A 265-nucleotide genomic window follows, 5' to 3' on the forward strand; every position below is an offset into this window, starting at 1 on the left:
GCGCCGACCCTGAACGGAACCGCCAGACAGCTGGGGCAGGTGGCGTTCACCTTGCGGGTACGTCCGAGGCTCTCAAGCGCATCGTCGACTGCGCCCCGCGTGTCGCCGCGCGGCGAGACCAGAATGTGGGGCAGTCGAGCGAAGTCATCCAGGTCCATGTGCAGCTTCTTGCCGCGCTTGATCAGAGCCGGGTGGCCCTTGCGCGCGATGCCGATGAAACGTTCCTTATGGACCAGTTGGCAATCAAAGCGCTGCGGAATCTCGG

General features: G+C 64.5%; 1 protein-coding gene. It reads right to left on the reverse strand.

What is annotated here, in order from left to right; translation table 11 throughout:
• The coding region (locus RVY79_RS19990) for a LysR substrate-binding domain-containing protein (RefSeq protein ID WP_411161764.1) at positions 1-265 on the reverse strand (265 nt) is incomplete at both ends.

Origin of the sequence: Chromohalobacter sp. HP20-39 (genome assembly GCF_033052815.1) — a bacterium.
Taxonomy (GTDB): Bacteria; Pseudomonadota; Gammaproteobacteria; order Pseudomonadales; family Halomonadaceae; genus Chromohalobacter.